Raw genomic sequence first — 22,044 nt, forward strand, 5'->3', positions numbered from 1 at the left:
ACATGGTCAAGACGTTCGTGCGGGACCCGATCGACGTGGCCACCGGGGACATGGCGCTGTCCCGCACCGACGTGTCCCTGCCGGGCGTGCTGCCGTTGGTCCTGGAGCGCACACACATATCGTCCTACCGCCATGGTGGCTGGTTCGGGCCCACCTGGGCCTCCACGCTCGACCAACGCGTCCAGGCCGACGACGAGGGCTTCGTGTACGCGGCCGCGGACGGCGCACGTCTCTGCTTCCCGGTACCTGACACCGACACCGGCGAACCCGTACGACCGAGCACCCCCGGCTCACGCCTGCTGCTGTCCTGGGACACCGAGATCGACGGCGGTATCCGCGTCCACGACCCCGACGCGGGCCTGGACCACGTCTTCCACAGTCCTGTGCCCGCGGCCGACGACACGGCCGTCGACCTGCCGTTGCAGTACATCCAGGACCGCAACGGCAACCGCATCACCATCGAGTACAAGACGGGGGACATCCCCGGCGCCGTCGTCCACTCCGGCGGCTACCGCATCGCACTCGAACACAATCCCGCTCGCTCCCGCGTCACGGGCCTGCGCCTGACGGATCCCGCCAACCCGGACCGGCCCGGCACCACACTGGTCACCTTCGGCTACGAGAACGGCCACCTCGCCGAGGAGGCCAACTCCTCGGGCCTGCCGCGGCGTTACACCTACGACTCCGAAGGCCGTATCACCTCCTGGACCGACCGCAACAACACGGCCTACTGGTACCGGTACGACGACCAGGGTCGAGTCACCGCCACCGGCGGCACCGGAGGTGCCCTCGCCTCCACCCTCGCGTACGACGAGGCATCACGCACGACCCGCGTCACCGACTCCCTCGGCCACGTCCGCACCTACGAACACAACGGGGCGCTGCGCCTGATCCGTGAAACGGACCCGCTCGGCAACTCCACCCGCCAGGAGTGGGACGACGACCTCCAACTCGTCTCGGAGACGGACCCGCTAGGCCGCACCGTCCGCTACGAACGGGACGAGTACGGACGGGTCGTTTCCGCCGTCCGGCCGGACGGTCGGACGGCTCAGGTCACGTACGGCGCACTGGGGCTGCCGGTGACCGTCCTCGGCACGGACGGCAGGCAGTGGGACTGTGCATACGACGAGCGTGGAAATCTGACATCCGCCACAGCTCCGTCGGGAGCCGTGAGGAAGTCCGTCTACGACCGAGCCGGCCGCCTCACCAGCGTCACCGATGCACTCGGGCACACCACCCGCATCCAGTCCAACGCCGCCGGAGTTCCCGAACACATCACCGACCCGTGCGGAGCCTCGACCCGACACACGCTGGACTCGTTCGGCCGTCCCGTCACACTCGCCGACCCGCTCGGCAACGTAACCCGCCTTGAGTGGACCGTCGAAGGGAAGCTGGCTCGCAGCACCGCCGCGGACGGCACCAGCGAGTCGTGGTCCTACGACGACGAGGGAAACCGCACCGCCCACACCGACGCCGTGGGCTCCGTCTCCCGCTTCGAGTACACGTATTTCGACCTGGTGTCAGCGCGTACCGGCCCGGACGGCGTTCGGTACACCTTCGACTACGACACCGAGTTGCGCCTGATCGGCGTCACCAACCCCCAGGGTCTGACCTGGAGGTACAAGCACGACGCCGCCGGACGGCTGGTCACGGAGACAGATTTCGACGGCCGCACCCTGACCTACACCTACGATGCGGCGGGCCAGCTCACCAGCCGCACCAACGTGCTCGGCGAAACGACCCGCTTCGAACGTGACGAACTGGGCCGGACAACTCTCAAGGACGTGGCCGGCCGGCAGACTACCTACGCCTACGACCTGACCGATCAGCTCGCCCAGGCGGCCGGTCCGGACGGTACGACCCTCACGCTGCTCAACGACATCCATGGACGCCTGAGTTCTGAGACGGTCGACGGGCGCACCCAGACCTACACCTACGACGTCCTGGGCCGCCGGACCAGCCGCACCACCCCTGCCGGCGCCACCACCACCTGGTCCTACGACGCCACCGGCCGCCCCACCGGGATGCAGGTCTCCGGTCGCAGCATCGAATTCGCCTACGACGATGCGGGCCGGGAACTGAAGCGCCGCATCGGCGGGGCCGCCACCCTTGAACACGGTTTCGACGCCCTGGGTCGCCTGACCACCCAGTCGGTATCCCGAGCGGACGGCCGCACGCTACAGCACCGGGCCTATGCCTACCGGGCCGACGGCTATGTGACCAACATCGACGATCAGCTCGACGGCACCCGCCGCTTCGACCTCGACCCGACCGGCCGCGTCACCGCAGTCCACGCCCACAACTGGACCGAGACCTACGCCTACGACAACGCCGGCAACCAGACACACGCCACCTGGCCCACCCAACACCCCGGCCACGAGGCCACGGGCGCCCGCACCTACACCGGCACCCGGATCACCCGCGCGGGCAACGTCCGCTATGAACACGACGCCCTCGGCCGCATCATCCTGCGGCAGAAGACCCGCCTGTCCCGCAAACCCGACACCTGGCACTACCAATGGGACGCGGAAGACCGCCTCACCCAGGTCACCACCCCCGACGGCACCCGCTGGCGCTACACCTACGACCCTCTGGGTCGCCGCACCGCCAAACTCCGCCTCGCAACGGACGGCGAAACCGTCGCGGAGCGCGTCGACTTCACGTGGGACGGCGCGACACTCTGCGAACAGATCACGCGATCCGCCGACCTCCCGAACCCCGTCACCCTCACTTGGGATCACCAGGGCCTCAAACCCATCGCCCAGACCGAACGCATCACCGCCGCCCACGCACCTCAACAGGAGATCGACGCCCGCTTCTTCGCGATCGTCACGGATCTCGTGGGCTCTCCCCGTGAACTCGTCGACGAGCAAGGGGATATCGCTTGGCGCGCCCGCAGCACCCTCTGGGGCGCCACCACCTGGAGCAGCGATGCCGCCGCCTACACCCCTCTCCGCTTCCCCGGGCAGTACAACGATCCCGAAACCGGCCTCCACTACAACTACTTCCGCCACTACGACCCCGAAACCGCCCGCTACCTCAGCCCTGACCCCCTCGGCCTCACCCCCGCCCCCAACCCCAGCACCTACGTGCACAACCCGTACACAAGGACCGATCCGCTCGGTCTTGAGGAGTGCGGCGAGGATCTGATCTCGGTCTACCGCAAACAGACCGACCACCCATTGAGCCAGCGGATTCACATCGGTGAGAACGGCGAGGTGACGATCACCGGTAAGGGAAAGCTCTATCTGAACATGAGCGGCAATATCAACCACACGCTGGAATACCGGGGTGCCGACGGCCAGATCGTCTCTTTCAAGATCCCTGAAGACTACCTGGTCAAGATCCGTGAGTCCGCTCTGCCGCAGAACAAGGACGATCATCCTGACGGTGGTGCCTTCACCCGCACGGAATGGAAAGGCCTGCTCCAGGAGTACCCGGAAATCTCCGATCCGACCAAGGGGAAGGACCTCTACGGAATCCCGGCCAAGCTCCTAAACGAACTCCGCGACAACATCATCAAGGACTCCGGACGTGTCGTACAGGACGGATAGGATCGTGCGATGATTCACAGCGAGGAGAGTGTCGCTGCCGAACTGGACCGCGTTCGGCAGCGCCCCGCGATCGAGTCGGCTCCGCCGGTTCTGGCCGTTTTCACCGTCGATGTGTCCGAGGGGACCCTCGAGGAATACGCGCTACGCGTACGTCGCGTCCTGTCGGCCGCCCTCCACCTGGCCTGCACGGCGGAGTTCGGCGAGGAGGACCTGCCGACGGACGAGTTCCCCGACTGGTTCACGACGGTCTCCGTCCGGGACGGTGAGGTGCCGCCGCCGGAATTCGCCCGAAACGGCCGCACCGCGTACACAGACCGTAGCGGCGGAGGCCCTTGGTCTTTGCAGAACTGGATCTATCGGTTCGACCCGGAAGAGGATTCTCGCGGCTGGGAGTTCTGGGACATTGTCCGGGTGGGGCCGTCACGGGTCTGCGTCTGGGTCGACAGCTGGGGAGAGTCCTTCTTCGGATCTCTTGAGCTGCTGTGGCTGCTGTACGCGGCCGGTGCCACACGCGTCGAGGGACCGGAGGTTCACAAGGCGGGTACGTGGGCGTCCGAGGTGCGCGGTCGGTGACGGAGGCGGAGCGGGGCCGCGTCGTGCGGGCGGCACCGGCCGATTCCAGGAGCGAGTACCGGCTTGGTCGGTGGAACGGCTCCGGTCGGTCGAGAACCGGGCGCCCCTGTCCCGACCGCGTGGAAGGGAGACGTGAACTGGTAAGCCGGAGAAGGGAGTTCGATCGTAGGATGTGCCTCGGATGATCCCCGCCCCGGTTGAAGGACGTACACGACTCATGAGTGACCCTGTGACGACGCCCGAGCCGGCGGAGCAGCAGAAGATCGACACGTCGGTGCCGCACTCCGCCCGTATCTGGAACTACTGGCTCGGCGGCAAGGACAACTACCCCGTCGACGAGGCGGCCGGTGACGCGTACACCGAGGTGTTTCCCGGGATCGTCACCATCGCCCGCTCCAGCCGTGGCTTCCTGCGTCGCAACATCGCGTATCTCGTTTCCGAGGCGGGTATCCGGCAGTTCCTGGACGTCGGTACCGGGCTTCCGACCGCGCAGAACACCCACGAGGTCGCCCAGGGACTCGCTCCCGAGGCGCGGATCGTCTACGTCGACAACGATCCGATGGTGCTCGCCCACGCCCGTGCGCTGCTCTACTCCACCGACGAGGGCGCGACCGCCTACATCGATGCCGACGTGAACGACCCGGATCGCATTCTTGAAGTCGCCGCCAGGACGCTGGACTTCGGTCGTCCCACCGCGCTCATCCTCAGCAACATCCTGGGGCACGTCGCCGACCTCGACCAGGCCCGTTCCATTGTCACCCGCCTGATGGGCGCTCTGCCCTCGGGGAGTTATCTCTCCATCAACGACGGGTCCCGTGGCATTGACCCCGTGTTCGAGCAGGCCCAGGACGCCTACAACAGCAGCGGCGCCGTTCCGTACAACCTGCGCTCCATCGATGAGATCACCGCGTACTTCGACGGTCTGGAGCTCGTCGAGCCCGGTGTCGTCTCGGTGACGGAGTGGCGCCCGGAGCCCGGATCGGGCGTCCCGGAGGTCGTCGCCGAGCACGGTGGGCTTGCGCGTAAGCCGTAGGGAAAGTCGTGGTGCGGTGCGGTCAGAACCGACGGCACCGGGTCAGCCCAACCGGAGGCGGCGGCGCAGGCGGGGAGCGCTGAGGTCTCACGGGGCCCCTGGTGCTGGACGGGCCCCTGCGCCGCAATGGGCTGCTCCACTGCGCACAACCTTCCGGAAGGCCGCCGGTCTGAACAGACAGACATACACCTGCGCGAGCTACCGGGGGTAGTCATGCGACGGATAGGTACTGCACTGGCCGCGATGATGCTGGCGGGCGGTGGTCTGCTGGCCGGCACGGTTCCGGCGGTGGCCGCGCCGACGGCCGTGGACTGTGGCGTGACGTGGGGAAGTCTGGAGAAGAGCGGTGACTCTGTCGCCTCACGGCGGCTCACCGACGTGAGGGCCGGACAGCACGAGTGCTTCGACCGGCTGGTCTTCGACGCCCAGGGGACGGGGGCCGACCCGATCGGGTACACGGTTCGCTACGTCGACGTGCTGCACCAGGACCCCAGCGACGTCGTGGTTCCGATCAAGGGCGGAGCCATTCTGGAGATCTCGCTGTTCGCCCCGCGCTACGACCCGGCGACCGGACAGCCCTACCCGTCGCTTCCGTCCGTCGACGTCACCGGGTACCGGACGTTCCGGGAGTTCAAGGTCACAGGCGGCTCCGAGGGCTACACCCAGGCCGGACTGGGCGTCCGCGCCCGACTGCCGTTCCGGGTCTTCCAGACGGCCAACCATCTCGTGGTGGACGTGGCTCACACCTGGTGATCCCGTACGGGCACGGGGCACCACTGTGCCGGGTGGCGCGGTGGCGCGGTGGCGCGGTGGCGCGGTGGCGCGGGCACGGGGGCGAGACCGGTGCTGGGTGCCGGGTGCCGGGTGCTCCGGCCTTCCCCGACGGGCGTTGGTCGGGGCGGCCGGGGAACCTGCCGGTGTGCGGCGGGAACAGTCTGTTCGGCCTGCGCTGTTGCAGCGGTCGAGGAAGCGGTGTCGCGAGGGCGATGAAAATCGGTGTGCTCGGTCGTCTTTCATTAGGGGGCGGACGCTCGACCATGTACCCGCCGTGGACTCAGACCGAGGATTTCCCAGCAGGAGGACTGTTTTATGAACGACCGGCCCTTGACGCTCATGGCCGTGCACGCCCACCCCGACGACGAGGCCACGAGTACCGGAGGCGTCCTCGCGCGGTATGCGGCTGAAGGCGTGCGCACGGTCCTCGTGACCTGTACCGACGGCGCTTGCGGTGACGGGCCGGGGGGTGTCAAACCGGGTGATCCCGGGCATGACCCGGCGGCCGTCGCCGCGATTCGGCGTCGGGAGCTGGAGGCCAGCTGTGAGATTTTGAAGATCAGTCATCTGGAGATGCTCGGCTACGGCGACTCCGGAATGATGGGCTGGCCGTCCAACGACGCCCCCGGGGCGTTCTGGCAGACGCCGGTCGAGGAGGGGGCCGCACGGCTTGCGGAGCTCATGCGGCAGTACCAGCCCGATGTGGTCGTCACCTACGACGAGAACGGCTTCTACGGGCACCCCGACCACATCCAGGCCAACCGCATCACGATGGCGGCGCTGGCGATGACCGAGTCCGCGTCGAAGGTGTACTGGACGACGATGCCCCGTTCGGCGATGCAGCGGTTCGGGGAGGTCATGCGCGAGTTCGGTGAGGAGATGCCGGAGCCGGATCCCGCCGAGGCCGCCGCGCTGGCCGAGATCGGCCTCCCCGACGAGGAGATCACCACCTGGGTGGACACCACCGGGTTCGGCGGCCAGAAGTTCGACTCGCTGGCCGCGCACGCCAGCCAGGGCGAGAACATCTTCTTCCTCAGGATGGGCCAGGAGAGGTTCACCGAGTTGATGGGCGTCGAGACCTTCGTACGCGTCCAGGACACCACCGGCGCGGCCTTGCCCGAGAACGACCTCTTCGCCGGACTGCGCTGACTGCCCGCGCGATGGCACTCAGGTCGCAGCCGCCCGGCTGATCGTCGCCCTGATGTGCTTCACCAGAGGCTGGTCGCTCTGGTCGCTCTGTTCGCTGTAGTCGCACAGGGCGACCAGGACGTTCGTCTCCGGGCCGGAGCAGGCTGACGGCCGAGCCGTCGAGGTGCTCGCTTCCGGTGGCGCGGTATGCCGACGGCTGTCCGGCCACCGTGTGCCGGCAGCGGCCGGTGTCCAGCCGGCAGGTGAGCGCCTCGACGGGAGTGCCGTCGACGGCGATGCCCCCGGCGCACGACTTGAGCAGCGCCCGGGGCATGGCGTCCCGTTCGGTACGGCCGTCGGCAGGGCGGTGGGCATCCCGTCGCGCATGATGGGACACCCGCGTCCGCACGCCCTCCTCAGGAGCCCCGCCATGCCCGACACCGCTGGTGTCCATGACCAGTTGACGGCTCGTCTCGCCGGTCACACCCAGGCCTTCGAGAAGCTCTTCGCGGAGTACTTCGAGTCCCTGGGCGGTGCCCTCGACACCCCCTCGTTCAGCAGGTTCACCCCGGAGTGCCTGCACCTGCTGAGGGAGCTGTCGCTGCGCGGCGGGAAGCGGATCCGTGTGGTGATCCTGAACGAGGCGGCCCGCCTGGTGACGGACGGGCCGGTGCCGGGACTGGAGCAGGCGGCCCTGAGCCTCGAACTCCTGCACAGTCACGGCCTGATCCACGACGACCTCATCGACGACAGCCCCACCCGCCGAGGCGGTCCCTCCACCTACTACGCCTACCGCGAGCGGTTCCCCGGCCGCCCCCGGACCGCGCTCGGCCTCACGGTGCTCGCGGGCGACCTCGCGCTGGCCCTGTCCCTGCGGGTCCTCCTCGACGCGGAGGCCGCGCCGCCGGTACGGCAGGCCATGATCGAGGCGCAGACCAGGGCGGCGGCGGAGACGTTCCTCGGCCAGATCATCGACCTGGAGCGCGATGTCACCGGCGGACTCCCAGTCGTCGAGGTCATCGACCAGGTGGCGGACTACAAGTCGGCCCGCTACTCGCTGCTCGCGCCCCTGCGGCTGGGACTCCTCGCCGCCGGTGCGCAACCGGAGCGCCACGACCGGGAGTTGAGCCGCTACGCACGCCTGGTGGGGATCTGCGCACAGATGCGGGACGACTATCTGGACCTGTTCGGGGACGGCGAGGTGATGGGCAAGCCGACCGGAACCGACATCCGTGACGGGAAGCGCAGCTATGTGGTGACCGCGCTGCTGTCGTCCCTCGATGGGCAAGACGGGCTCGACGGCCTCGCCAGGGCGGAGCGGGCCGTGCTGGAGGCGGCGCTCGGCGACCCCGCCTGCACCGCCGGGACGATCGACACGATCCGGGAGATCGCCGAGGCGCGCGGGGTGGCCGGCCGGCTACGGGCGCGGATGCGTGACCACGCCGAGCAGGCCGCCCTGGTGGCCGAGGGCTGGCGGCCGCGCTGGCGGAGCGAGGCGGTCGCCTTCTTCGAACTGCTGCCGCACTGGAGCGTCGAGCGCTCCCACTGACCCGGCCGCCCACCGACTCTGCCGCCCGCTCACCCGCAACGCCCCGCTCACCCGCAACGCCCCGCTCACCCGCAACGCCCCACGCGCCCGGAACCGGTATGGCAGGGCCGTACCGGTTCTACTCCGGTTCCGGTGCCTCCGGCCGGTCGGCCGGTCCCTTGACGTGCCCCTCGCGGAGCTGCTCGGCCGCCCAGTGGGCCCACTCCTGTTCCAGGACGCGCTGGCGCAGGCCGTGCTCCAGGACGAGCCGGCCGCACTCGGTCAGCGCGTCGCGGTCCCACTCCTCCGAATCGCGCAGTGCCAGCAGGGCGTCGTACTCCTTCGCGGCGGTGTCCGCGTGTCGCAGGAGCCGTTCCACGGCCTCCTCGCGCGACAGGAGTCCCAGGAAGAACGTCTGCAGCAGCATCGGGTTGCGCTGCGGCCGGTGCTCCTCCGTCTCGGCCAGCCAGCGCCGCGCCTCCGTGTGCCCCGCGGGGGTGAGCGAGTACTGCTTGCGGCCCCGCGGGCCCTCGTCGGTGACCTTGATCAGGCCGGTGGCGTCCAGCTTGGTCAGCTCGCCGTAGATCTGGCTCTGCTTGGCCGGCCAGACGTAGCCGAGCGAGGTGTTGAACATCTTCAGCAGGTCGTAGCCGCTGCCGGGGCGGAACACAAGCAGACCCAAGAGGGCGTGGCGAAGGCTCATGCCCGCACTTTAACCCCTGTCCCTCCACTGCTGACAGGTCGTACTCCGACGTTCCGGTGTTGACATGTTGGTTACGGAGCTTCTACGTTCCACCTGTCAAAGTTGGAATGTCGACCTCGCCGCGCTCGCCATGGCCCGCCATGGCCCGGGATCCGGAAAAGGGGACGTGATGCTTCGGGAAGCCGCGGACGTCGCGTCGGTGCAGGACGCGGTACTGACGCGGGCGGCCCAGTCCGGCGAGGTCGCCGCGCTGGGGGTGCTGCTGGAGCGGCACCGGGCGGGCATGCGGGCGGTGGCGCTGAGCCTGCTGGGGGCGGGCACGGACGTCGACGACGTGCTCCAGGACGCGGCGCTCACCGCACTGCTGCGGATCGGGGACGTACGCGATCCGGCGGCGGTGGGCGCCTGGCTGCGGATGATCGTGCGCAACGGGAGTCGGGCCGTGCTGCGGCACTCCGCCCTGGTCCGGCCGGTGGAGGAAGTGCCCCTGCAGTCACCGGGCGCCGGTCCGGAACAGTGGCTGGAGCACACCGCGGTGCGGGACTGGATATGGGCGGCCATGGCGGAGCTGTCCCCGGTGCTGCGCATGCCGCTGGTGCTGCGTTACTTCTCGGCCGGGGACGCCTCCTACGAGCAGGTCGCCCTCGCGTGCGGGGTTCCGGTGGGGACGGTGCGCAGTCGGCTCAGCCGGGGGCGGGCCGAGCTGGCGGCGGCCCTGGCCGCGACCGCGGACGTCGCGCACGGTGACGCCAGGCAGCGGGTCCGCGCCAGCCGCGTCGAGGCCCGCCGGATGCTCGACGCCGCCCGGGAGCGGGCCGCCGCCGGTCGTATGCCGGCCTCCTGACGGTTCGCGCGGGCCGCTGTGCCGCCCTCAAGACGGGGAAGCGGGCGCGGAGTCCGACGCCCGGCCCGTGCGGTGATCACAGGGGCCGGTCGTCCTACACGGGCGTGTGGCCCTTCAGATAGACACGCACGGGTCCAGGAAGTCCGGCGCCGATGGCTTCCGCGAACGGGGACCACCGGAGCTGCTCCGGGTCGAGCCGCGCCTCCGCGGACGGGGTTTCGGACAACAGCTGGCACACCACGAACGAGCGCGCGTCCGGTGGAGCGGTATCCGGCGTAGCGGTATCCGGCGGAGCCGTGCCCGTGGGCCGTAGCAGCGTGGAGCCGTCGACGAGATAACCGGTCAGCTCGTACACCAGGCGCGCCGCGGTGGCCGTCGCCGATTCGGCTGGTTCAGAAGTGCCGGACGGCAGTTCCCAGCCGCCCCTCTCGTTCACCAGCAGCAGACGCCCGTCGTACACGACGACGGCATCCACCACGCTTCCGACGACCTGCTCCGACGCCATGGCCCACCCCTGCCTTCCCACTCCGCCTGACTGCCGTCCGGTCACGTCAGCGCGACGCATCCTTCCTACCCTGGCCACACCGGCTTGACCCTGACCAGGAGCGGTCACCTCAGCCGCTGACGATTCCCACGACGAGATTGATGGCGGTGGCGAGAATGCCGGTGCCGAAGACGTAGGACAGCAGTGTGTGACGCAGCACGATGGCCCGGATCGCCGAGCTCGACACATTGGTGTCGGACACCTGATAGGTCATGCCGAGGTTGTAGCTGAAGTAGAAGAAGTCCCGGTACGCCGGTGGGTCGTCCGAATTGAAGTCGATCCCGCCCGCGGACTCGTAATACACGTAGGCGTACCGGGCGGCGTACATCAGATGCAGCGCGGCCCAGGCCGTGAAGACGCCGCACAGGGCGGTCGCGGCCGCCACATGGCCGGGGTCGGACTTGCCGCGCAGGAGCAGCAGCACGATGGCGGCCAGTCCGCACAGGGCCACCGCGACCACCACGAGTTCATCGGTCACGGGACGGAAGTCCTCACGCCGTGCATTGCGGTGGGTGGCCGTGGCGTCCATCGGCCACAGCACCGCCCAGCCCGCCACGACGAAGGACAGTTCCGTCGCGGCGATCGCGGCCAGTGCGCCCAGCGCTCCATCGGCCGCCAGCGCCACGGCCGCGCCGACCACCGCTCCGACGATCGCCGCGCCGGTGAGGCGGGGCACGGCGTCCAGGGGCAACGAGCGTCTCATGCGTCATCACGGTAGCCCCGTCGCCGCCGGTCAGCGCGCTTCACGGGGTCTGATCGACACGGCGGGGCACGGAGCCGTCCGCCTGGGCGACCTCGCCGACCCGTCAGGCCGTCGTTCCGAGGTCCAGGTCGTCCAGTACGGTGATCAGCCGGCCTCGGGCGTCGGCGGGCAGGCCCCGGAGCGGGAGCGGCAGGTTGGGCTCGGTGGTGAGGCCCAGGTGCGCGGCGGCCGCCGACATCACGCGCAGGCCGCCGTACCGGCGGTTGAGGTCCCAGAGAGGTTCCAGGCGTTCGGAGCGGGCGGTGGCCTGCTCGGCGTCGCCGGCCTGGGCGGCGCGGGTGAGGGCGAGGGCGGTTCGTGGGAACAGGCCGCCGAGGACCGAGAACCACGCCTCGCATCCGGCGTTCAGACCGCCGGCCGCCGCCCAGTCACCGCTCACGCCGATGCTCACCGTCTCGGGGAGCCGTGCCCGCAGTGCCGTCACGCGCCGCTCCGCGGCGGCCGGGTCGTCCGGCACCGGCGGGATCTTGACGGCGGCGACGTTCGGCAACTCGGCGATACGGCCGTGGAGTTCGTCGGTGAAGTCGACGTGGGTGGTGCGGGGGTTGTCGTACACGCACAGCGGCACGGACAGTTCGCGGGTGACGTCCTGGTACAGGCCGAACACCTCGTCGTCGGTGAGCGGCTGGTACGTCATCGGGGCGAGCAGGACCGCGGACGCGCCCGCCTTCTGGGCGTCCTCGGCGTGGGCGAGGACCTGCGAGGTCCGCAGGGCCCCGATACCGACCATGACCGGCACACCGTCGGCGGCCTCGACCGCGAGCGCCGTCACGCGGGCGCGCTGCTCGCGGGTGAGGTAGGCGTAGCCGCCGGTGGAGCCCAGGGCCCCGATGGAGTCGACGCCGGCGGCGGCGAGGCGGGAGACGAGGGCGCGGAAGGCGTTCTCGTCGATGCCGTCCTCGCTGGTGGGGGTGAGGGGGAAGGCGCTGAGGCCGCGGAACATGGAGAACTCCTTGGAACGGTACGAGCAGTGACGGGTCGGTGGAGACGCGGACCATCTTCGTACCGTGAGCGGTCCGCTCCCCGGCGGTCAGGACGGTGTCGCCGCACGCGGGTGGTGGATGTGGCCGCGGCAGACGAATCATCCGTGGGTGTGTCGACGCGGCGCGTGCCGATCCTCCGAGGGGCCTTGCAGCGGGTGGTCGCGCAGCCAGTCCAGGACCTGCTGGGCGTGCTCGTTCGGCGGGAAGACCGGGTAGAAGACGTGCTCGACGGTGCCGTCGCGGACGACGAGGGTCAGGCGCCGGAACAGTCTCGCGCCGTCGGCCTCGAAGGTGGGCAGGCCGAGCGCGTCGGCGAGGGCGAGGGCGGGGTCGGAGAGCATGCCGAAGGGCAGGCCGAGCCGTTCCACGACCTCGTTCTGGTAGTCGCCGTCCTGGCTGGACAGCCCGTACACGCGGCCGGCGCCGGCTTCCAGGAGGTCCTGGAAGTGGTCCCGGAAGCCGCAGGACTCCGGGGTGCAGCCGCGGGCGCCGGGGATGGAGTTCCAGCCCTCCGGCAGGTCGGTGCCGGGGCGGCCGGTGAGGGGGTAGACGTAGATCACCGTACGGCGGGGCCCGAGCGTGTCCAGGCGGACCGCCCGGCCCGCGGTGTCCGGCACGGTGAGGGGCGGCATGGCCGTGCCGGGCAGGTGAGCGGCGGCGCCGTCGTCCACGGGGACCGGCAGGTCCGCGGGGAGGGCCAGGTAGTTCTTACCCGCGGTTCCTTCGGGCGGTACGACGCCGCTGCCCCGGTGGGCCGCGATCTGCAGGTTGGTGATCAACGTGGAGCGGCGGGCGTTGAGGGCCTCGATGCGCTCGGTGAGCTCGTCGATGGCCTCCCGGTAGGTGGCCAGCGAGGCGGGGCAGTCGTCGGCGTGCAGGCTCCCGGCGGCCAGGCACTCCAGGAAGGGCCGGGTGCGTTCGACGGGGATGCCCAGCCGGTGCAGGGTCTTGATCTCCCGCACGAGGCGCACGTCGTCCTCGGCGTAGTCCCGGTAGCCGTTCGCGAGACGCTCGGGCGTGACCAGCCCCAGCGATTCGTAGTACCGCACCGCTTTCGTCGTCACGTCGGCTCGACGCGCCAGCTCACCGATCTTCATGCCGTTCACCTCGCTGCCCAAACGCTAGACCCTGCCCCCAGGGGCAAGGTCAAGCGAACGCGCCGGGGCGTGGCCGCACGCGGCGGCCCGCGGGCACGCCGTCCACTGCCGGTGCGGCGAGGCGCAGCCGACGTGCCGTCCGGCGCCGGTCAGGGAGCGGCTTCACGCCGACGGGCCCAGTGGCCGGTCCCTGACACCCTTCAAGTGGGCCTCGAACACCTCCCGCGCCTGCGGAGTCAGCGTCCGCAGTGCCACCAGGGCCGTGATGGCCACGTCGCACAGTTCGCCCTGTACGTCGTCCCAGGTGTGGGTCACGCCCTTGCGCGGGTTCTGACCGGTGGCGCCGATAACCGCTTCGGCGACCTCGCCGACCTCCTCGGAGAGTTTGAGGATGCGCAGGAGGACGCCCTCCGGTCCGGCGTGCACGCGGGTGGCCTCCAGACGTGCCCAGAGATCGTCCACGGTGGGCCACAGGTCGACGGAGGCGACGGAGGCGACGCGGTCGACGGCGGTGGTGACAGGGGCCGCGACGGGGGCGGTGACGGGGGTGTCCTGTTCGCTCATGGGCCGTAGTCTGCCTCGCACCAACCTGGCGCTACTCCTCGAACAACGCCTCCTGCTCGCCCTCCCGCCGCCGCTGCAACCGCTGGTTCCGGGCCCCGATCACCGCCGCCGTGACCGCCGCCGTCACCCCCAGCGCCGCCGGGACCATCCAGCCCCGGTCGAAGACATGCCCGAACGTGTGGTCCAGGGAGAGCCGGCCGGGACCCGAGACGGCCAGGCCCGCGGCGGCCAGGCCCAGGCTCGCCGCGTACTCGTAGCCGCCCTCCGCCGCGAAGAAGCCGTTCGGCATGTGCAGCGCGGCCGCGCCCGCCATCGCGCCGGCCGCCGCGGCCCCCGCCGCCGGGGTCGCCAGGCCCAGCGCCAGCAGAGTGCCGCCGCCCGCCTCCGCCAGGCCCGCCGCCAGCGCGCTCTGCCGTCCGGGCGCGTACCCGACCGACTCCATGAACTGGCCGGTGCCCTCGATCCCGCCCCCGCCGAACCAGCCGAACAGCTTCTGCGCGCCGTGCGCCGCCAGCACCCCGCCGGTTCCCAGCCGGAGCAGCAGCAGGCCCACATCACGTCGGTCGTAGCAGGTCACGGTGGCTCCTCCGGCCAGGGGTGCGATCAGGTCTCCACCGTCGCACCGGGCCACCCGGGTGGCCCGCCCGCGCCGCCGTTCGGGTGGCGGACCCCCGGCCGCGATGTGACGCTGGCTCGCATGACGATCAAGACAGCCAAGCTCAGCGACCCGGCGGTCCGGGCCTTCGTCACCGCCGTCAACGGCAACGACCGCGAACGCCTCCTGGGCCTCCTCACCCCGGACGCGACCATGGCGGACGACGGCTCCGACCGGAACCTCGACGAGTGGATCGACCGGGAGATCTTCTCCTCCAACGGTCACCTCGACGTCGACAACGAGTCCAACGGCGGCCGTTCCCTCGTCGCCCACTACCGCAACGACACCTGGGGCGAGATGGTCACCCGCTGGAACTTCACGGTCGAGGACGACGGCCGTATCTCCCGCTTCGAGACCGGGCAGGCCTGACCGCCCCCTCATCCGCCCCTTTGTCCGCTCCCTTTCCGGCCCTTTGTCCGCCGCCTCGCTCTCCTTGTCCGCCCCCTTGCCCTCGCGTGCACTTCAACTCCTAGCGTCCTCAGGCATGGACAGCTACAGCACCACCAGGACCCTGGGACGATCCGGCATCGAGGTCAGCGCGCTCGGCTTCGGCTGCTGGGCCATCGGCGGCGAGTGGCAGGACGGCACCGGGCAGCCGCTCGGCTGGGGCAAGGTCGACGACGAGGAGTCCGTACGGGCGGTCCACCGCGCCCTCGACCTCGGCGTCACCTTCTTCGACACCGCCGACACCTACGGCGCCGGGCACAGCGAGCGCGTCCTCGGTCGCGCCCTCGGCAAGCGCCGGGACGACGTCGTCGTCGCCACCAAGTGGGGCAACGTCTTCGACGAGGAGACCCGCACACTCACCGGCAGCGACGACTCCCCGGCCTACGTGCGCCGCGCCCTCACCGCGTCGCTGCGCCGCCTCGGCACCGACCACGTCGACCTCTACCAGCTGCACCTCTCCGACGCCGACCCGGCCCGCGCCGCCGAACTGCGCGATGTCTGCGAGGAGTTGGTGGCGGAGGGGCTCATCCGCGCCTACGGCTGGAGCACCGACGACCCGGCCCGTGCCGCCGTCTTCGCCGAGGGCCCGCACTGTACGGCCGTGCAGCACGCCCTCAACGTGCTCCAGGACGCACCCGAACTCCTGCGAGTCGCGGAGGACTTGGGTCTTGCCGCCGTCAACCGCAGCCCGCTCGCGATGGGGTTGCTCGGCGGGCGGCGGCAGGCGGCCGGTGCGGGGGACATCCGGAGCAGGCCGCCGGCCTGGCTGCCCGGGTTCGGGGACGGGGACGGCGCCGATCCCGAGTGGGTCGTGCGGGTCGACGCGCTGCGGGCCGTCCTCACCGGCGGCGGCCGGACCCTGGCGCAGGGTGCGCTCGCCTGGATCTGGGCCCGCAGCCCGCGCACGGTCCCCATCCCCGGCTTCCGGTCCGTCGCCCAGGCCGAGGAGAACGCCGGGGCGATGGCGAAGGGGCCGCTCACCGCCGGGCAGGTGGCCGAGATCGACCGGCTGCTCGGGCGCTGAACGGCCCCCGCGGACGGGTCAGTAGCCCGGTCCGCCGCCGTACTGCTGCTGCACGTAAGGCTGCTGCACGTGCGGCTGCCGGCCGTAGCCCTGCTGCTGCGGGCCGTCGTGGCCCGCGGCCTGCTGCGCGTACTGCTGTCCGCGGCCCTGCTCGGTGAGGGTGATCTGGCCGGCCTTGATGGTGGCCAGGCGCGGGGCGCGGCGGGCGATGGAGGAGTCGTGGGTGACCATGATGAAGGTCAGCCCGTACTCGTGCCACAGGCCCTCCAGCAGGCCCATGATGTCGTCCCGGGTGCCCTCGTCGAGGTTGCCGGTGGGCTCGTCGGCGAGCAGTACCTTCGGCTTCTTCACCAGCGCACGGGCGATGGCGACCCGCTGCTGCTGGCCGCCGGAGAGCTCGGCGGGGGCGTGGGTGAGGCGCTCGCCCAGGCCCACCGAGCGCAGCGCCTCCGCCGCCCGCTCGCGCCGCTCGGCCGGCTTCACGCCGAGCGGCACCAGGGCCGTCTCGACGTTCTCCTGCGCGGTGAGCGTCGGGATCAGGTTGAACGACTGGAAGATGATGCCGATCTTCTCGGCCCGCAGCCGGGTCAGCTTCGCCTCGCTGATCCGCGCGAGGTCGACGCCGTCCAGCTCGACACTGCCCTCGGTCGGCCGGTCCAGCCCGCCGATCATCTGGAGCAGCGTCGACTTGCCGCCGCCGGTCGGGCCCTGGATGACGAGCTGGTCGCCGTCCTCGATGGTCAGGTCGATGCCGCGCAGCGCCTCGACCGTCTCCTTGCCCCGGGTGTAGCGCTTGGTGACTCCGGTGAGTCTGTACATGGGTTCTCCACTGGGTGGTGAGTGGGGTGGGGCGCCGCGTCCCGGGGGGATCGGAAGCGGCGCCCCGGTCCGAGGGGGACTGCCGGTGCTACGAGACGCTGCGCAGGGCGTCGGCCGGGCGCATCCGGGAGGCGCGCCAGCCGCCCATCGCGCCGGCGATCAGACCTCCGGTGACCGCGAGGCCGACCGCGAGCGCGATGGTGGTGAGGGAGACGGGTGCGGTCAGCGCGATCTCCAGGGTGTTCTGGGTGGCCTGCTGGCCGGGGCCGCCGCCACCGCCCGGGCCGCCGCCCATGCCGCCACCGCCGCCGCCGGTGCTGCCCAGCTGGGCCGTCAGCTTCGGGCTGATCGCGGTGACCGCGTAGGCCGCGCCGACGCCGAGGGCGATCCCGAGGGCGCCGCCGATCAGGCCGTTGACCATGGACTCGCCGACGACCTGCCGGGTGACGTTCCGGGAGGGCCAGCCCAGCGCCTTCAGGGTGCCGAACTCACGCACCCGGCGGGAGACCGCGGAGGAGGTCAGCAGCGCCGCCACCAGGAAGGCCGCCACCAGGACGGCGATGGACAGCCACTTGCCGACGCTGGTCGCCAGGCTGGAGGCGGTGGAGAGGGAACCGGAGACGGTGGACGCCAGGTCGGCGGAGGTGGTGACCGTCGTACCGGAGATGTTGGAGGTGATCTCCTTCTTCACCGTGGAGATCTGCTTCGAGTCGGTCGCCTTGACGTAGATCGTGGTGACCTGGTTCTTGGCGTCGCCGAGGGTCTGCGCCGGCTTGAGCGGGATGTAGAGGTCGGTGTCGGACTCGCTGCTGTCCGGGGTGGCGATGCCGATGACGGTGAACTTGGTGCTGGAGATCTTGAAGGTCGAGCCGACCTTGTACTTCTTCTCCTTGGCGTACGACTTGCTGACCACGGCGACCTTGGTGCTGGTCTGCGCCGAGGTGAAGGTCTTGCCGGAGGTGATCTTCATGGAGGACAGCGGGCCGAGGCCCTGGTGGGCCACGTCGACGCCGACGACGGAGTAGCTGTTGACGTTGAAGTTGGCGCCGCCGCCCTGGACCTGCGGCTGGCCGGTGGAGGTGCCGCCGCCCGGCTGGCCCTGGCCGCCGCTGTTGCCGCTCCCGCTGGAGCTCTGCGCCTTGCCCTGGGTGAAGGAGCCGTTGACCTTGGTGACGTTCAGGGAGAGCGCTCCGACCGCGCTCTCCACGCCCTTCTGCGCGTCGACCTTGGTGACCAGGGTCGACTTCAGGGCCTGACCTCCCTGCGTCTGCACCCGGTCCGAACTCTGCGTGGAGCTGCTGCTGGACTTGGCGCCGAACTTGAAGTTCGGGCCGCCGGAGCTGCCCGAGGTCGGTGCCGTACGGGCCTTGGTGACCGTCATGTCGGTACCGAGGCCGTACAGCGACTTGAGGACCTTGTCCTGCGCCTGGGTCATGCCGGCCGACACCGAGTTGACCGTGATGACCAGCGCGATTCCGAGCGCCAGACCCAGTGCGATGACCAGGGCCGCCTTCTTTCTACGGCCCAGCTCGCGCTTGAGATAGATGCCAAACATCCCGTTCCTCGAAGGTTCTTGGCGCCCGCTGTGGACGCGAGCTCAAGCTAGGGAGAAACCTTTGAGTCGGCCTGGGTAAAAGATGTGTCAGAGCTGAGAAACGGGAAGGTCTTATCAAACTTTCATAAGACGGCAAATTCCTCCGCCGCCGAGGGGGTACTGCCAGGTAACCCCTGGTGCGGTCGGTGTACGGTCCCGGGATGCGCGATTCTTCTCGGCTCACCCGGCGTGCCGCCCTCGGGCTGACGGCTGCCGCCCTCCCGCTGGCAGCCGCCACCCCTGCCTCCGCGACCACCGTCATAGGTGGCGAGCGACTCGCCCGCGGCGGCGTCCAGGTGCGCGGTGCCACCGGCCTTCCCAAGAAGATCACCGCCCATGCCTGGCTGCTCGCCGACTGCGCGAGCGGAGAGGTGCTGGCCTCCTACGACGCGCACCGGCGCCTGGCGCCCGCGTCCACGCTGAAGATGCTGTTCGCGGACACCGTGCTGAAGAAGTTCGAGCGCACCGAGCGCTACCGGGTCAAGGACAGCGACATCTCCGACGTCCCGGCCGGCTCCAGCCTGGTCGGTATCAAGCCCGGCATCACCTACACCGTCGAGCAGCTGTGGCAGGGCGTCTTCCTGCGCTCCGGCAACGACGCCGTGCACGTCCTCGCCCACATGAACGGCGGCATCGCGAAGACCGTCGCCGAGATGCAGGCCAGGGCGGCCGACCTGCAGGCCCTGGACACCCACGTGGTCAGCCCCGACGGCTTCGACCACCCCGGTCAGCTGTCCTCCGCCTACGACCTGACCCTCTTCGCCCGGCACGGGCTGAAGGACGACGACTTCCGGGGCTACTGCGGGACCAGGACCGCGGACTTCCCTGCGGGCGGCAAGAAGACCTTCCAGATCCAGAACACCGACCGCCTGCTCACCGGCTCCTGGGGACTCGGCGTCTACAAGGGCCTGTTCGGCGTCAAGAACGGCTACACCAGTCACGCCGGCAACACCTTCACCGGCGGTGCCACCCGGGGCGGACGCACCCTGCTGGTCACGGTGATGCACCCCGACAGTGGCAGCAACGCCGTCTACGAGGAGACCGCCGCGCTGCTCGACTGGGGCTTCGGGAGGGGGAGTTCGGCGCAGGCGGTGGGCATGCTGGTCGACCCGTTGAGCGAGGGCGGCGCGAGCGCGAGCCCGTCGCCGAGCACGGCCAAGGGCGCCGCGGGAGCGGCCGGGACGGGGGCAGCGGCCGGTTCGGGGCCGTCCGGACCGTCGCCGTGGCGGCTCGCGGAGGGCGGCGCGGGAACGCTCGCGCTGCTGGGTGCGGGGGCCTGGGCGCTGCGCCGGCGTCGCCGGGCGGCCGGCGCCGACTCGGCCGACATACCTGCGAGTTGACGTCACGCGGCAGCCGTCCCACCCACCGGTGCGTACCCGCGGTCCCGCACGGGCCCACCCCCCATCCGGTCCGGTGGGACGGCTGCCGCCTCCCCCCTCGATGTGGTCGGCGGAACACCAGAGCCTCAACTGTGAAGTTCTGGTGGAGGAAAGTTGAGCATAGGCGCGTTACCGGCCGCAATACCGCGGATGTTTGAATTCCGGTTGTGCGGAGTGCCGGGCCGAACGGCGGTTCAGCCCCGGCCCACGTACGGCATCGTCGTCGCCAGCACCGTCGCGAACTGCACGTTCGCCGCCAGGGGCAGCTCGGCCATGTGCCGGACGGTACGCGCCACATCGGCCACGTCCATCACGGGTTCGGGAGCCATCTCCCCGTTGGCCTGGAGGGCGCCGGTCTGCATCCGGGACGTCATGTCCGTGGCCGCGTTGCCGATGTCGATCTGCCCGACCGCGATGCCGTACGGCCGCCCGTCCAGGGACAGTGACTTGGTGAGGCCGGTCAGCGCGTGTTTGGTCGCGGTGTAGGGGGCGGAGTTCGGGCGGGGCGTGTGCGCCGAGACGGACCCGTTGTTGATGATCCGCCCGCCCTGCGGCTCCTGCTCCTTCATCTGCCGGAACGCCGCCTGCGCGCACAGGAACGCCCCGTTGAGGTTGGTGTCCACGACATGCCGCCACGCTTCGTAGGCGAGATCCTCCACGGGCACCCCGCCGGGCCCGAACGTCCCCGCGTTGTTGAACAGCAGGTCCACCCGCCCGAACCGCGCCACGGTCGCCGCGAACAGCCCGGCCACGTCCTCCGGTTGCGCCACGTCCGTCCGTACGACGAGGCAGGCGCCCTCGGGCACCAGCCCCGCCGTCTCCTCCAGCGTCCGGGGCCGCCGGCCGGCCAGCGCCACCGACCAGCCGGCCCGCAGCAGTTCCACGGCCACGGCCCGCCCGACACCGGAACCGGCGCCGGTGACCACCGCGATCTTCGATTGCTTGGCGTTCATGGAGCCGCAGCCTAGGGAGTGCGGCTCCTCAGGTCACGCCTCACCCGCGTAGCGGACGCCGATCAACTCCCGGAGGGTGTCCAGGGTCCGCATGACGGCGAGGGTGCCGTCGAGCGGGACCAGCGGGGACTCCTTCTCGCCGGCCCGCAGGGCGCGCATGACCTCCCGGGCCTCGTGGCGGAGGGTGTTGCGGGGGCCGTCAGCCGGGTCCAGGGCGAACTCCTCGGGGTCGCGGCCGTCGCGGTGCAGGACGAAGCGTTCGGGGTTGAAGAAGCCGTCCGGGATGTCGATCCGGCCTCGGGAACCGGTGACCGAGGCGGTGGTGCCGGTGCCGCCGACGATGGAGCAGTGCACCGCCGCGAGAGCACCGCTCTCCCAGGAGAGCAGCGCACCCGTCTGGAGATCGACGCCCTCATCCGAGAGCACCGCTCGCGCCGACAGCCCGTCCGGTTCGCCCAGCAGCAGATGCGCGAACGACACCGGGTACACCCCCAGGTCGAGCAGCGCGCCGCCGCCCAGCGCCGGGTCCCGCAGCCGGTGCGCCGGCGGGAACGGGCCCTCGAGCCCGAAGTCCGCCTGCACGGTCCGCACCTCGCCGATCGCCCCGTCCGCGACCAGCGCCTTCAACCGCCGCACCAGCGGGTTGCAGTACATCCACATCGCCTCCATCAGGAAGCGGTCGTGCTCCTTCGCCAGCGCCACCAGTTCCCCGGCCTCGCGGGCGTCGATCGTGAACGCCTTCTCGCACAGCACGTTCCGCCCCGCCTCCAGGCACAGCCCGGCGGCCGCCCGGTGTGCCGAGTGCGGAGTGGCGACGTACACGACATCGATGTCCTCGTCCCGGGCCAGCGACTCCCAGTCGCCGTACGCCCGCCCGATCCCGAACCGCTCCGCGAACGCCTCCGCCGACTCCGCCGACCGCGAGGCCACCGCCGCGATCTCCGCGTCCGGCAGATCCACCAGGTCCGCCGCGAACGCGGCCGCGATCCCGCCGGTCGCCAGGATCCCCCACCGCACACTCTGCTCAGCCATCCCGGCAGCCCCACCCTCGCTCATGTGTTTCCAGGCAGTCCGTACGAGCTGAG

General features: G+C 70.5%; 20 protein-coding genes and 1 pseudogene. 10 read left to right on the top strand and 11 right to left on the bottom strand.

Going from position 1 to position 22,044, the window contains the following annotated elements:
• From ABZ642_RS38165 to ABZ642_RS38190, 6 genes are all read left to right on the top strand, one after another.
• The coding region (locus tag ABZ642_RS38165; RefSeq protein WP_360493408.1) for a DUF6531 domain-containing protein at window positions 1-3,554 on the top strand (3,554 nt) is incomplete at its 5' end.
• Window positions 3,555-3,563: 9 nt separating this feature from the next.
• The gene (locus tag ABZ642_RS38170; protein WP_360493411.1) at window positions 3,564-4,127 is read left to right on the top strand and encodes a hypothetical protein; all 564 of its coding nucleotides are present in this window, start codon (window positions 3,564-3,566) and stop codon (window positions 4,125-4,127) included.
• Between the two features lie 217 nt (window positions 4,128-4,344).
• Window positions 4,345-5,160: an SAM-dependent methyltransferase gene (locus tag ABZ642_RS38175; RefSeq protein WP_360493414.1), complete on the top strand. Its 816-nt coding sequence runs from the start codon at window positions 4,345-4,347 to the stop codon at window positions 5,158-5,160.
• Between the two features lie 213 nt (window positions 5,161-5,373).
• On the top strand, window positions 5,374-5,913 hold the full coding sequence (locus ABZ642_RS38180; RefSeq protein WP_360493417.1) for a hypothetical protein: 540 nt from the start codon (window positions 5,374-5,376) through the stop codon (window positions 5,911-5,913).
• Window positions 5,914-6,249: 336 nt separating this feature from the next.
• A complete protein-coding gene (locus tag ABZ642_RS38185; RefSeq protein ID WP_360493420.1) occupies window positions 6,250-7,083 on the top strand; it encodes a PIG-L family deacetylase in 834 nt (277 codons plus the stop codon).
• Between the two features lie 409 nt (window positions 7,084-7,492).
• Entirely contained in the window at window positions 7,493-8,611 is a 1,119-nt protein-coding gene (locus ABZ642_RS38190; protein ID WP_360493423.1) for a polyprenyl synthetase family protein, read from the top strand.
• Window positions 8,612-8,729: 118 nt separating this feature from the next.
• On the opposite strand, the gene ABZ642_RS38195 is transcribed toward ABZ642_RS38190, so the two are convergent.
• On the bottom strand, window positions 8,730-9,293 hold the full coding sequence (locus ABZ642_RS38195; protein WP_360493426.1) for a PadR family transcriptional regulator: 564 nt from the start codon (window positions 9,291-9,293) through the stop codon (window positions 8,730-8,732).
• Between the two features lie 169 nt (window positions 9,294-9,462).
• Between ABZ642_RS38195 and ABZ642_RS38200 the strand changes: the two genes are divergently transcribed.
• Window positions 9,463-10,137, top strand: coding sequence for a sigma-70 family RNA polymerase sigma factor (locus ABZ642_RS38200; RefSeq protein ID WP_360493429.1), 675 nt, complete (start codon window positions 9,463-9,465; stop codon window positions 10,135-10,137).
• A 94-nt stretch (window positions 10,138-10,231) separates the two neighbouring features.
• Here ABZ642_RS38200 and ABZ642_RS38205 read toward each other — a convergent pair whose 3' ends face one another.
• The 6 genes from ABZ642_RS38205 to ABZ642_RS38230 form a co-directional block, all read right to left on the bottom strand.
• On the bottom strand, window positions 10,232-10,642 hold the full coding sequence (locus ABZ642_RS38205; protein WP_360493432.1) for an NUDIX hydrolase: 411 nt from the start codon (window positions 10,640-10,642) through the stop codon (window positions 10,232-10,234).
• Window positions 10,643-10,751: 109 nt separating this feature from the next.
• Entirely contained in the window at window positions 10,752-11,384 is a 633-nt protein-coding gene (locus ABZ642_RS38210; protein WP_360493435.1) for a DUF1345 domain-containing protein, read from the bottom strand.
• A gap of 103 nt (window positions 11,385-11,487) precedes the next feature.
• Window positions 11,488-12,387 (bottom strand): dihydrodipicolinate synthase family protein, encoded by a 900-nt coding sequence (locus tag ABZ642_RS38215; protein WP_360493438.1) that lies wholly within the window; start codon window positions 12,385-12,387, stop codon window positions 11,488-11,490.
• A 138-nt stretch (window positions 12,388-12,525) separates the two neighbouring features.
• Window positions 12,526-13,524 carry a MerR family transcriptional regulator gene (locus ABZ642_RS38220; protein ID WP_360493441.1) on the bottom strand — a complete coding sequence of 333 codons (999 nt, stop codon included), beginning with the start codon at window positions 13,522-13,524 and terminating at the stop codon, window positions 12,526-12,528.
• Window positions 13,525-13,686: 162 nt separating this feature from the next.
• Window positions 13,687-14,088 (bottom strand): MazG-like family protein, encoded by a 402-nt coding sequence (locus ABZ642_RS38225; protein WP_360493444.1) that lies wholly within the window; start codon window positions 14,086-14,088, stop codon window positions 13,687-13,689.
• A gap of 31 nt (window positions 14,089-14,119) precedes the next feature.
• Entirely contained in the window at window positions 14,120-14,665 is a 546-nt protein-coding gene (locus tag ABZ642_RS38230) for a DoxX family membrane protein (protein WP_360493447.1), read from the bottom strand.
• Window positions 14,666-14,785: 120 nt separating this feature from the next.
• On the opposite strand from ABZ642_RS38230, the gene ABZ642_RS38235 reads away from it, so the two are divergent.
• Entirely contained in the window at window positions 14,786-15,112 is a 327-nt protein-coding gene (locus ABZ642_RS38235) for a nuclear transport factor 2 family protein (protein ID WP_360493450.1), read from the top strand.
• Between the two features lie 115 nt (window positions 15,113-15,227).
• Window positions 15,228-16,214, top strand: coding sequence for an aldo/keto reductase (locus ABZ642_RS38240; RefSeq protein ID WP_360493453.1), 987 nt, complete (start codon window positions 15,228-15,230; stop codon window positions 16,212-16,214).
• Window positions 16,215-16,358: 144 nt separating this feature from the next.
• Here ABZ642_RS38240 and ABZ642_RS38245 read toward each other — a convergent pair.
• Window positions 16,359-17,033 (bottom strand): annotated as a pseudogene (locus ABZ642_RS38245) (ABC transporter ATP-binding protein); the annotation flags it as partial.
• A gap of 88 nt (window positions 17,034-17,121) precedes the next feature.
• Window positions 17,122-18,588: an FtsX-like permease family protein gene (locus ABZ642_RS38250; protein WP_360493456.1), complete on the bottom strand. Its 1,467-nt coding sequence runs from the start codon at window positions 18,586-18,588 to the stop codon at window positions 17,122-17,124.
• A 200-nt stretch (window positions 18,589-18,788) separates the two neighbouring features.
• Here ABZ642_RS38250 and ABZ642_RS38255 point away from each other — a divergent pair, with 200 nt between their 5' ends.
• On the top strand, window positions 18,789-19,967 hold the full coding sequence (locus ABZ642_RS38255) for a D-alanyl-D-alanine carboxypeptidase (RefSeq protein ID WP_360493459.1): 1,179 nt from the start codon (window positions 18,789-18,791) through the stop codon (window positions 19,965-19,967).
• 233 nt (window positions 19,968-20,200) lie between these two features.
• Here ABZ642_RS38255 and ABZ642_RS38260 read toward each other — a convergent pair whose 3' ends face one another.
• Window positions 20,201-20,959, bottom strand: coding sequence for an SDR family oxidoreductase (locus tag ABZ642_RS38260; protein WP_360493462.1), 759 nt, complete (start codon window positions 20,957-20,959; stop codon window positions 20,201-20,203).
• Window positions 20,960-20,992: 33 nt separating this feature from the next.
• Window positions 20,993-21,991 carry a Gfo/Idh/MocA family oxidoreductase gene (locus tag ABZ642_RS38265; protein ID WP_360493465.1) on the bottom strand — a complete coding sequence of 333 codons (999 nt, stop codon included), beginning with the start codon at window positions 21,989-21,991 and terminating at the stop codon, window positions 20,993-20,995.
• Between the last annotated feature and the right edge of the window lie 53 nt (window positions 21,992-22,044).

Source organism: Streptomyces sp. NPDC007157 (assembly GCF_040634235.1).
Taxonomy (GTDB): domain Bacteria; phylum Actinomycetota; class Actinomycetes; order Streptomycetales; family Streptomycetaceae; genus Streptomyces.

Coding starts and splice junctions, on each gene's coding strand:
- ABZ642_RS38170 (WP_360493411.1), top strand. CDS start 3,564: ATGATTCACAGCGAGGAGAGTGTCGCTGCCGAACTGGACCGCGTTCGG.
- ABZ642_RS38175 (WP_360493414.1), top strand. CDS start 4,345: ATGAGTGACCCTGTGACGACGCCCGAGCCGGCGGAGCAGCAGAAGATC.
- ABZ642_RS38180 (WP_360493417.1), top strand. CDS start 5,374: ATGCGACGGATAGGTACTGCACTGGCCGCGATGATGCTGGCGGGCGGT.
- ABZ642_RS38185 (WP_360493420.1), top strand. CDS start 6,250: ATGAACGACCGGCCCTTGACGCTCATGGCCGTGCACGCCCACCCCGAC.
- ABZ642_RS38190 (WP_360493423.1), top strand. CDS start 7,493: ATGCCCGACACCGCTGGTGTCCATGACCAGTTGACGGCTCGTCTCGCC.
- ABZ642_RS38195 (WP_360493426.1), bottom strand. CDS start 9,293: ATGAGCCTTCGCCACGCCCTCTTGGGTCTGCTTGTGTTCCGCCCCGGC.
- ABZ642_RS38200 (WP_360493429.1), top strand. CDS start 9,463: ATGCTTCGGGAAGCCGCGGACGTCGCGTCGGTGCAGGACGCGGTACTG.
- ABZ642_RS38205 (WP_360493432.1), bottom strand. CDS start 10,642: ATGGCGTCGGAGCAGGTCGTCGGAAGCGTGGTGGATGCCGTCGTCGTG.
- ABZ642_RS38210 (WP_360493435.1), bottom strand. CDS start 11,384: ATGAGACGCTCGTTGCCCCTGGACGCCGTGCCCCGCCTCACCGGCGCG.
- ABZ642_RS38215 (WP_360493438.1), bottom strand. CDS start 12,387: ATGTTCCGCGGCCTCAGCGCCTTCCCCCTCACCCCCACCAGCGAGGAC.
- ABZ642_RS38220 (WP_360493441.1), bottom strand. CDS start 13,524: ATGAAGATCGGTGAGCTGGCGCGTCGAGCCGACGTGACGACGAAAGCG.
- ABZ642_RS38225 (WP_360493444.1), bottom strand. CDS start 14,088: ATGAGCGAACAGGACACCCCCGTCACCGCCCCCGTCGCGGCCCCTGTC.
- ABZ642_RS38235 (WP_360493450.1), top strand. CDS start 14,786: ATGACGATCAAGACAGCCAAGCTCAGCGACCCGGCGGTCCGGGCCTTC.
- ABZ642_RS38240 (WP_360493453.1), top strand. CDS start 15,228: ATGGACAGCTACAGCACCACCAGGACCCTGGGACGATCCGGCATCGAG.
- ABZ642_RS38250 (WP_360493456.1), bottom strand. CDS start 18,588: ATGTTTGGCATCTATCTCAAGCGCGAGCTGGGCCGTAGAAAGAAGGCG.
- ABZ642_RS38255 (WP_360493459.1), top strand. CDS start 18,789: ATGCGCGATTCTTCTCGGCTCACCCGGCGTGCCGCCCTCGGGCTGACG.
- ABZ642_RS38260 (WP_360493462.1), bottom strand. CDS start 20,959: ATGAACGCCAAGCAATCGAAGATCGCGGTGGTCACCGGCGCCGGTTCC.
- ABZ642_RS38265 (WP_360493465.1), bottom strand. CDS start 21,991: ATGGCTGAGCAGAGTGTGCGGTGGGGGATCCTGGCGACCGGCGGGATC.